The following is a 9,944-nucleotide window of genomic DNA, read 5'->3' on the forward strand; positions in this document are numbered from 1 at the left end:
GGCCGAGACGCGCTCGCCGAGACCTGGAATTTCAACCCGCGCGCGGTCAGTCATTTCCGTCTTGAACCAGCCTGGTAGAATCGCGTTCACCTGAATGTTGTCCGCCGCCCAGGCCAGCGCGAGGCTTTTCGTCAATTGCACGACGCCCCCTTTGCTCGCGGCATAGGCGGCGGCGTAGGCCGCGCCGAACAGCGACGCCATGCTCCCCGTGTTGACGATCTTTCCCCCGCCGGCCTGCTTCATCGCCGGATAGACGGCCTTCGACACGAGAAAAGCGCTCGTCAGGTTGATATCCATCACGCTCCGCCATTCGTCGAGGCTCATCTCCTGCGGCGGCTTGCGAATCGAAATACCGGCGTTGTTGAAGAGGATGTCGATCCGCGCGAAACGGTCGGCGACGTTGCCGATCAGCGACTCGACCTGTCGCTCGTCCGCCACGTCGGCGCCCAACGGCAGAAACTCGCCGCTCGTCTGCTCGGCCAATGTGTGCGCGGCAGCTTGCAGTTTCTCCTCATTTCGTCCGACAATCACGACCCGCGCCCCGGCCTGCGCCAGTCCCTTGGCGATCCCCAAGCCGATTCCGCTCCCGCCACCGGTGATGATCGCAATCTTGCCTGTTAGATCAAAGAGATTCATCGCTAACCTTCAGTCGTCATCGCCATCGGGGCGCGCCGCGGCGCTCGCTCGCACGAAAGCGGCGTGCACCGGCGGCGGCATCGGGCTATCGGCCCCGCGGACGCTATGCCAGATCACCTCGTTCAGCAGATTGTCGTCGGCCGCGTCTTCGCGGCTGAAATCCATCCGGGCCGAATCTTTGACGCCCCAGGCGAGCAATCCGTTCATGGCGGCAAGATCCACTCCGGCCCCACGATGTTGATAGGGCGCTAAATCGGCGCGGCCCTGGAACGCGTTGTACATCGGCGTGGCCGCCGCGTCGAACTGGCTCAGCGGCTTCAGCCCCAGGATCAATTCCATCGTGCGGAGCATGCTCGTGGTCGAATAGAGCATTGAATCGACCGCGTGCCGCTTCGTATAGGGGCTGATCACGAGGGCCTCGGTGCGATGGGCATCGACATGATCGGAGCCGTTCTGAGCATCATCTTCAATCACAAATACGGCGATCTCTGGCCACAGCTTGCTATGGCTGATCCCCTCGATCAATCGCCCCAAGGCCAGATCGTTTTCAGCGACCATGGCCGTCGGGGTCGGCTTGCCGAGCGCGGTGCCGTGCGTGTGGTCGTTGCCCAAGCGCATGACGATAAACTGCGGCATGGTGCGTGATTTCTCGAAGCCGCGCAGCTCTTCCAAAAAGCGATCGGTCCGCTTCGCGTCGGGGTAATCCAGGTCCCAGCCGTGGAATTGCGGATCGAAATGCCCTTCGAGCGTTTTCATTTCCGTGTGGGCGGGATCGCCCGGATTCGGGCCATTGTCGACGAACTCGCCGTAGCTGCGGTAGCTGACGCCCGACTCCTTGCAGCGGTCCCAGATGTATCCGGCCGCCGGGTACGCGATCGGATGCCCGCCTTCGCTCGGATAGGCGATCTTTCCGAGGGCATGGCCGCGATAGTTGAGCGGCCAGGTCTTCTCGACAAAATCGGTGGCATAGGCGGCCATGCTCCATTCGTGACCGTCGGCGCTGACCTCGGCATCGCAATAAAGATTGTCGAGCAAGACGAACTCGCGGACCAAGGCGTGCAGATTCGGCGTCACCTTCTCGCCGAAGATCACGAGGTTCGGGTCGCCGTTGCCTTCTTTCATGTCGCCGAAAACTTGATCGTAGGTCCGGTTCTCCTTGATGATATAGATGCAATGTTTGATCGGAGACGGATCGCCGACTTTGGCCGGGATCGCATTATTCGCTTCGTGCGGCTGGATCGGTGCAGATTGATCCTCTCGCAGCGGGCTGGCGCTGCGCGCCTGTTGCGAGTAGTGGGCCATATCGGCGGGCGAGGGGGCGTCGATCACGCTAAGCGTCCCTTGCAGCAGACTGCCGATATACTGCGTCGTCTTTGTCTTCCGAGTTCCCGGTCGTGGACCATCCGGATTTGCCCGCGGCTCGATTCCCTTTCCGTTGGCGACGAGAATCTGTTTGTCGCCGGCCGTGAATCGGACGGAAGTTGGATACCAGCCGACGGGGATGAAGCCAAGCGAGCGGCTCTTGCCCGGTCGGCTCACGTCGATCAGCGCCAAATTGTTATTGTCGGCATTGGCCACCAGCAGCACCTTGCCGTCCGATGAGAGAGCCAGGCTATTCGGAGTGCTTCCATTTAGGGCCTGCGGGTAGAGAGCGCTGGTGATCTGCTCGAGCGCGCGGCCGGTAGTCGTGTCAACTACGACCGTCGAATTGCCGTTCGAACAGGCGACGTACAATAGTTTTTCATCGGGCGAAAGGACCATCTCCGTCGGGTGAGAGTTCGCCCCGCCGATTCCGGCAAGTCCGACGGGCCAGGTCGCCGTCACTGCCTTGGCCGCCAGATCGATCACGGCAACGTTGCCCTGTCCCCATAGACTAGCGTAAAGCCGGCGGCCGTCGCGTGTCGGTAAAACAGCGTACGGATAGCTGCGTTTCGGCAGTTCGAGGTTTTCGATCTTCGACGACTCGGCGAGCGGGACGAACGAAATCCTGCTCCCCCAAGCATTGGCGACGAACAACGTCGCGCCGTCGTGGCTGCAGGCCAGGCCCGTTGGAATGCCCTTGGATTTCACGTCGGAGATTTGCAGTTCCTTATGATCGCTTAGCTGGCCGTCGGCAAACGCGAACTCGTGGACCACCTCAAACTCGCCGCCGCTGGCGAAGAGCCTCTTTCCCGCGGGATCGAATGTCAGCCCGTAAAACGATTGCGACAGCTTCTCGCGCGAGACGATCTGCTGCTTATTCAAATCGACGATCACCACCTCATGCTCGCCATAACCGCAATGGAGCACGGCGGCCCAAGGCTGGTTCGGATGCAGAGCGATATTCACTGGAAAATCGCCGAGCGGAATCTGCTTCCCCGCCGGCTGAAGCGTCCATTGATTCGGCAGCAGCGTTCGCCCGTCGGATTGTAAACCGGGCCAGCGTGGAGGCGGAGCGGAGTCATCGGCTGCCGGCGCGCGATTCGCAAGGATCAAATACAAAAGGCAAGACAGCCCGGCGATCCTTGCGCAATTCGGATGGTGCATGATAGTTCTCGATCACGGTGTAGCGGAATTATATCTCCGGTCGTTTATACCCAATCCTATGTAAATCCTGTTAACCCTGTCCAAAATAGTCTTCGATCACGTCCAGCGAAACCACCGCAGGGCAAGAACGAAGGTCAGAATCCCCCACGCCGCTAGCGTAAGTAGTTGGCGGCTGATCGCGGAGAGCGGCGATCCTTCGAGCATCACGGCCCGCAACCCGTCAATGAGCGGAGTGAGCGGCAGCGCTTTGATGAACGGTTGGGCGGCGGCCGGAAACCGCTCCGACGAGAAAAAGATTCCCGACAGCACCCACATCGGCAGCATCACGAGATTCATCAAGCCGGAAACTGTTTCCAGCGTCCGCGCGCGGCTGGCCACCAGCAGGCCGATGCCGGCGAACATTCCGGCTCCGAGCAAGATCAACGCAACCACCGCCAGCAGGCTGCCATGAATCACCACCCCGAACACCAGCCAGGAGAAGAGCAACAACACGAGCACCTCGGGCACCATGAAGGCCAGCCTGCTGATCATGATGCCTGCCAGAAAATGGCTCTTTTTCATCGGCGTGGCAAGGAATCTCTTGAGCAACTTGCGAATCCGCATATCGACCGTGACGAATCCGACTCCCCACAAGCCGCCCCCCATCAACCCCATGCCGAGAAGCCCCGGCACGAGAAAGTCGATGTATCGCGACCCCGGCTCATCCACCGGCTTGTCGGTCACGGTGGCAATGTCTTTGCGGCCGGCTGCGCGCTCGAGCGCGTCGTCCACCGTGTTTCGGGCCAACACGCTCTCGGGACGCGACGGATCGAAGAAAAACTCGTAGTGCGGAGCGGATTGAATGGCAACGGCGGCCGACGACGATGCGGATGCGGCGGGACCCCCTGGCGCGAGCACGATCAAATCCGTCTTTCCGGTCCGCAGCCGCAATCGGGCCGAATCGGCGTCATTGATTTCGGCATCGAATTCTTTGCCCGGCGATCCCTTGGACAAATCGCTCTTCGCTCGCTCGGCGAACGCATTCCTGATGACGTCAACTTTGACCCGCTGCACCGGCTTGTTTCGAAACGCGATCCCGAGCAGCACGACCATCAGGATCGGAAAGCCGTAAACCCAAAATACCGCCTCGGGCTCGCGATAAAACTCGCGCAGCCGAGCAACGATCAATTGACGCAGCGGCCAATAGCGCGGTGAATCGTTCATTCGTCTGACAAATGCCGGCCGGCGAGCTTTACGAAGACGTCTTCGAGGCTGGCGTGGCGGGTGGTGAGGCTGGTGAGTTCGCATCGCAAGTTCTTGAGGCGGTCCAGCAGCGCCGGCAGCACCAGATGCGGCTCCGTGACCGAGAGACGGACGTGGCCGTCTTCCGATCGCGTGGAGATCACGGCCGGCAGATCGGCGAGCGCTTGGGGTTGAAGCCGGTCGCGGCCGTCAAATTCGTCGAGCGTGATTTCAATCACGTGCTCGCCCCCGAGGGTCGAGATGAGTTCGCGCGGCGTGCCGAGCGCGATCACCCGCCCCTGATTGACGATCGCCACCCGATCACATAGCCGTTCGGCCTCGTCCATGTAATGGGTCGTGAGCAGGACGGTCCGTCCCTGCTCGCGGAAGCCGCGGATGATGTCCCAAAGCTGCCGACGCGATTGCGGATCGAGTCCCGTCGTCGGTTCATCGAGAAACAAGAGTTCCGGATCACCGACTAGCGCACAAGCCACCGCCAGCCGCTGCTTCTGTCCGCCGGAGAGCTTGCCGACCCAGGCCGTGGCCTTTTCTTCCAGCGAGACGCGGCGCATGGCTTCGTCCGGCTCGATCCCGCGATGATAGAAGCTGCGAAAGAGTGTCAACGTCTCGCGGACCGAGAGCTTCTCGGATAGCCGGGTCTCTTGCAGCGAAATGCCGATCCGCTGCTTGATCTCTGCGTCGTCCGCGCCCCATTTCAGGCCGAGCACCTCGACCTCGCCTGTCGTCGCCGCGAGCAGCCCTTCGACGATTTCAATTGTGGTCGTCTTTCCGGCCCCGTTCGGACCCAAAAGTCCGAAGCACTCTCCTTGCTCGATCGATAGGTCCAAGCCGCGAACCGCCTCGACAGGCGGTTTGCCCTCGTAGCGCTTGACCAGATTCGTGACGCAAATTGCCGGCGGCATTACGGAAAGAAGACTCAGAGTGGGAAGGGCTGGTTCGCCGCCGGTGCGAATGAAATGGGCGTCCGGTCGAACGTAAGATGCGATTGGCAAAGCTGCTTACGACGGTGAGGCCGACGGCCGGGTGAGGCGATTCTATCGTCGCCAAGGCCCAAGGTCGAGGACCGAGCCCGCCGGATCGCTTTTCCGAAAATGGTCGCGAGTCTCTTCCAGACGGTTAAGTTTGCCTGGTGCTCGCGGTTGAATGGCAAGAGTCGCCGCCGGCGCGCGTCGCCCGTTCCCTCGCCGCAAGCCTTTGCTATCATGGGGAACTTGCACAGTCGGGCGGTTCGATGGCCCCCGGGCTCAGACCTTGAGAAACGAAAAGAGGGAGCTGCCTTGCCAACCGCGACCCGAAGGAATCCGCGAGCCGCAACCGTCGTCGCCGGCGAAGCCGCACCGAACTTCGTCCATCTCATGCACGCGGCTCGAAAGCTGTTTGAGCCGGAACAATTGGAAGCGCTCAGTCCGCGGACCCATGCTGGCGCGACGATCGCCGAACTGAACGGCGATGCGGCGGCGCTCATCGACCCCATCTCCGGCACCGAAGCGATCGCCTACGATTTTCTCGCCCGCGGGGGAAAGTATTCGCGGCCGTTTATTACTCTGGCCGTGTACGATGCCATGACGGGCGGGCACGCCACGCGGTCCGGCGGGTATCGGCATCTGCAACAATTGCCCGATGCGATCAAGCGGGCCGCGCTCGCGATCGAGACGTTGCACAAGGCCTCGCTCGTTCACGACGACATCGAAGACGGCGATCCATTTCGCTACGGCGAGCCGACGCTGCATCGCCGCTTCGGGATTCCCGTGGCCGTCAATGTCGGCGATTATCTCATCGGGCTCGGTTATCGCCTCGTCAGCCGCGAAACGAAGACGCTCGGGCCGGAGGTCGTCAGCGATATTATCGATCGGCTCGCCGAGGCGCATCTCCGGCTATGCGAAGGCCAGGGGGCCGAGTTGCTGTGGCGCGATTCGCGCGACAAACGGCTTTCGCCACAAGAGGCGCTGCGGATTTACGCCCTCAAGACGGCCCCGGCCTTCGAGGCGGCTTTGCTCACCGGGCTGCGGCTCGCCGGACCGACTGAATCGTATCGAGGGCCGATCGGCGAATTCGCGCGCTCGCTCGGAACGGCATTTCAAATCCTTAACGACCTGGGAGATTGGCAACCAGACCGGCACAACAAGCTCGTCGCGGCAGGCGATGTGACGGGGGGCCGGCCGACGGTGCTATGGGCACTCGCGCTCGAAGGACTCTCGATCAAGAGCCGCCGGCGATTGGAGACGTTGACCGAAGCGATTCCCGCTACCGAAGAGACCGTCGGCCAAATCGCCGGGCTGTACCGCGAGGCGGGGGTGTTTGACAAAGCGGGGGAGTTGATCCGAGAATATGAGTCGTCGGCCCGCAAGGTCGCCGAGCAGTTGGAACCCTCCGAATTGCGGCGGCTGCTTGAGTACCTGATCGAGACGGTGCTCAAGCGTTCGCCGCTCCCGCCGGAGTAGTGGACTCCTCACGCTCCGCGTGAGGAATTACGTCACGCGGAGCGTGACGAGTACACTACGCCGTAAATCCCGCCAAGTCATCGCGACCGTGAGCCCTCATCCGCGAGTTGTGCCCGAGTTGGATTCGTTGGTGGCGTTGTTCTATGACGCGCCGGAGCAATTGGCGGATTTCGCGGAGGTACAGGCCGCCGGGATGCCGCCCGTCTATCAACGGCTCTTGGCGCACAATCACCACATGACGGTCACAGTCGAGCAGCGTCACGGCTCGCTCGTCGATGTGCACGTGCTGGCGACGAGGCAGCAGGGGCGCCATTACGCCCGCAAGATCCTACTCACGCGACGATTGGATGGCCGCGTCGTGCAATTTGGCATCGTGCGCATCGATCTCAGCTTTCTCGGCGACGACGTGCGGCGCGAAATTGAAAGCCAATCGACGCCGTTGGGGCGAATCCTGATCGAGCACAACGTGCTCCGCGAAGTCGAATTGTTCAAGCTCTGGCAGGTCGCGCCGGGCGAAGATCTTTGTCAACTATTCCACATCGCCACAACCAAACTCACCTACGGCCGCACCGCCCTAATCCACTGCAACGGGCAGCCGGCCATCGAACTGCTGGAGATCGTCACGCCGGAGTGACGGCTTGACAGGCGAAATCGTGGAGCGACTAATGAACAATGGTGTAGGGTGCGTCGAGCGAAGCGCTGACGCACCGGCGCAAATGGTGGGTCGGCGCTTCGCTCGACGCACCCTACAATCTCCATACCTATTTCCTGACATTTGGTCGCTCCCGCCATGAAGATTGCCTACCTATCGGCCGGCGCCGCGGGGCGGTTTTGCGGGACTTGTCTGCACGACAACACGCTGGCCGCGGCGTTGACCAAACGTGGCGTCGAGATCCTGCTGATCCCGACGTACACGCCGCTCCGCACCGACGAGGAGAGCGTCAGTCAGTCGCGAATCTTTTTTGGCGGCGTGAATGTTTTCCTCCAGCAGAAATCGGCTCTGTTTCGGCATACGCCCTGGTTTCTCGATTCGCTCTTCGATTCGCCGCGGCTGTTGGACTGGCTCTCGCGGCGCAGCGCGGGGATGAAAGTGGCGAAGCTCGGCCAGTTGACCGTTTCGACGCTCGCCGGTCGGCAAGGGCGGCAGCGAAAGGAAATCGACAAGCTGCTCGATTGGCTCAAGCGCGAGGTGCGGCCGGAGATCGTCCATGTGTCGAATGTGCTCATGGCGGGAATCGTCCCGGCCCTGCGCGAAGGGCTGGGAGTGCCGGTGATCTGCAATCTGTCGGGCGAGGACATCTTTATCGAGCAACTCGAAGAGCCACATTACAGCGAGGCGCGTGCGCTGCTCAAACGGCAAGCGCGGGAAGTGGATCGCTTTGTGGCGCTCAACAACTATTTCGCCGACTTCATGGCCGAGTATCTCGAAGTCGAGCGGAACAAGATCGAGATCATCCCTCACGGACTGAATCTCGACGGCCACGGAATGCGGCCCGACCGCCACGACGGCGCGCCGCGCGAATTCGTCATTGGATATTTCACTCGCGTGGCCGCGGAGAAGGGGTTGCACTTGCTGGTCGAAGCGTTTTGTCTGCTGGCGGCGCGATCCGATTTGCCGCCGCTGCGGCTGAAAGCCGCCGGATATATGTCGAGCGCCGATCGGCCGTATTTCGAGAAGGTCGTCGCCCGCATCGATTCGGCGGGGCTGGCGGATCGCTTCGAGTATGCCGGCGAATTGGATCGCGCCGGCAAGATTGCTTTCTTGCAGTCGCTCGATTTGATGTGCTCGCCGACCGTCTATCACGAGAGCAAGGGAATCTCGGTGCTCGAAGCGTTGGCGAATGGAGTGCCGGTGGTCTTGCCGCGCCACGGAACTTTCCCCGAGATGATTGAAACCACTGGCGGCGGCGTGCTCTGCGAACCGCTCGATCCGGCGGCGCTGGCCGATGCCATTGCTGAAATGATCCGGAATCCGCAGCTTGCCGCAGATTGCGGCCGGCGCGGTTTTGAGGCAATTCGCCGTCTCCACACCGCCGATCGGATGGTCGAGCTTCACCTTGATCTCTATCGACGGATGTTGGCGAAGCGGTCTGGCGGCACGCCTTCCGTTGCGGCCGCCAACGGCCAGCCGAACCGATTCCGCCTGACGCCAGCAGACGATCCGAGCTGAGCGGCAGACGGCCAGAGTAATAAGCGACACGCGGCCAATAGTTTAGGGTTCTGCCCGAACGGGTGGCCAATTCCCGCTATTCCTGCTCGATTTGCCCGGGGGCATTTCTCGACGCGACTCCCGACATTGCGAGCTGCATGTTTGGCCCGCGAGTTGCTGTCAAAAATAGCGGTAGTTGGGGCAGGAGGTGTTGCATCGTGCTTGCAAGCAACGATAAACTACGTGATTAGCTGGTTCGGCCGCATGCGTTCAAGGGGGAGCTACGTTCGCGTGCCGCACGGTTCAGTTCGTTTGTCTGTTTTCGATGGCTCCCATTCGCGAAAAGGTGTTCGATGTCGAAGAAGATCTATGTGGGAAACCTGCCTTGGTCGACTACGTCGGCCGATCTGGAGCAAATGTTTGCTCCACACGGCACGGTTAGCTCAGCCGAAGTGATTTCCGACCGGGAGACCGGCCGGTCGCGCGGCTTCGGCTTTGTGGAAATGGAAACCGAGGAGGGGATGAACGCGGCGGTTCAGGCCTTGAACGGTTTCGACATGGGTGGCCGTCCGTTGACGGTCAATGAAGCCCGCGAGCGGACTCCGCGACCGGGTGGTGGCGGTGGTGGCGGCGGCGGCGGACGTGGCGGCGGCGGACGCGGCGGCGGTGGATACGGGCGCCGCTAGACGGCGCCGGCCCGCAAGCTGGCCGATTCAATCCGAAATGCCCCCGCGCGGTTGTCCGTGCAACGCTACGCGGGGGCATGTTGACCTAAAGGTCCGACCGGCGTTCCGGTCTTGACGACTGGACCGCCGACTCGGTTCCCGGTATGTTACTATTCTCACCGTCACGCCCCCTTAGGTTGCAACGAGATGAAAGCCCCTCCCCGTCCTCCACGCAAGCGCACCAAGGTCAAGCTCCGCGGCAAGAAGAAAGACCCGATCTTCATC

At 61.6% G+C, this 9,944-nt stretch carries 8 protein-coding genes; 4 read left to right on the forward strand and 4 right to left on the reverse strand.

Annotated features, from left to right (window positions below; genetic code table 11):
- The 4 genes from VGY55_09620 to VGY55_09635 all read right to left on the reverse strand — a co-directional run.
- Positions 1-636, reverse strand: a 636-nt coding sequence (locus VGY55_09620; GenBank protein ID HEV2970237.1) for an SDR family oxidoreductase, incomplete at its 3' end; no start/stop codon positions are given.
- A gap of 9 nt (positions 637-645) precedes the next feature.
- Entirely contained in the window at positions 646-3,162 is a 2,517-nt protein-coding gene (locus tag VGY55_09625; protein HEV2970238.1) for a bifunctional YncE family protein/alkaline phosphatase family protein, read from the reverse strand.
- 96 nt (positions 3,163-3,258) lie between these two features.
- Complete coding sequence (locus VGY55_09630) at positions 3,259-4,365, reverse strand: ABC transporter permease (GenBank protein ID HEV2970239.1); 1,107 nt, start codon at positions 4,363-4,365, stop codon at positions 3,259-3,261.
- The gene (locus tag VGY55_09635; protein ID HEV2970240.1) at positions 4,362-5,396 is read right to left on the reverse strand and encodes an ABC transporter ATP-binding protein; all 1,035 of its coding nucleotides are present in this window, start codon (positions 5,394-5,396) and stop codon (positions 4,362-4,364) included. Before VGY55_09635 ends, VGY55_09630 begins: the two co-directional genes overlap by 4 nt.
- A 285-nt stretch (positions 5,397-5,681) precedes the next feature.
- Between VGY55_09635 and VGY55_09640 the strand changes: the two genes are divergently transcribed.
- The 4 genes from VGY55_09640 (at position 5,682) to VGY55_09655 (ending at position 9,680) form a co-directional block, all read left to right on the forward strand.
- The gene (locus tag VGY55_09640) at positions 5,682-6,845 is read left to right on the forward strand and encodes a polyprenyl synthetase family protein (protein HEV2970241.1); all 1,164 of its coding nucleotides are present in this window, start codon (positions 5,682-5,684) and stop codon (positions 6,843-6,845) included.
- A gap of 88 nt (positions 6,846-6,933) precedes the next feature.
- Entirely contained in the window at positions 6,934-7,479 is a 546-nt protein-coding gene (locus VGY55_09645; protein HEV2970242.1) for a hypothetical protein, read from the forward strand.
- A 156-nt stretch (positions 7,480-7,635) separates the two neighbouring features.
- Positions 7,636-9,015: a glycosyltransferase family 4 protein gene (locus tag VGY55_09650; protein ID HEV2970243.1), complete on the forward strand. Its 1,380-nt coding sequence runs from the start codon at positions 7,636-7,638 to the stop codon at positions 9,013-9,015.
- Positions 9,016-9,347: 332 nt separating this feature from the next.
- Positions 9,348-9,680, forward strand: a complete 333-nt coding sequence (locus tag VGY55_09655; protein HEV2970244.1) for an RNA-binding protein — start codon at positions 9,348-9,350, stop codon at positions 9,678-9,680.
- Positions 9,681-9,944 lie beyond the last annotated feature (264 nt).

The organism is Pirellulales bacterium (assembly GCA_035939775.1).
Taxonomy (GTDB): domain Bacteria; phylum Planctomycetota; class Planctomycetia; order Pirellulales; family DATAWG01; genus DASZFO01.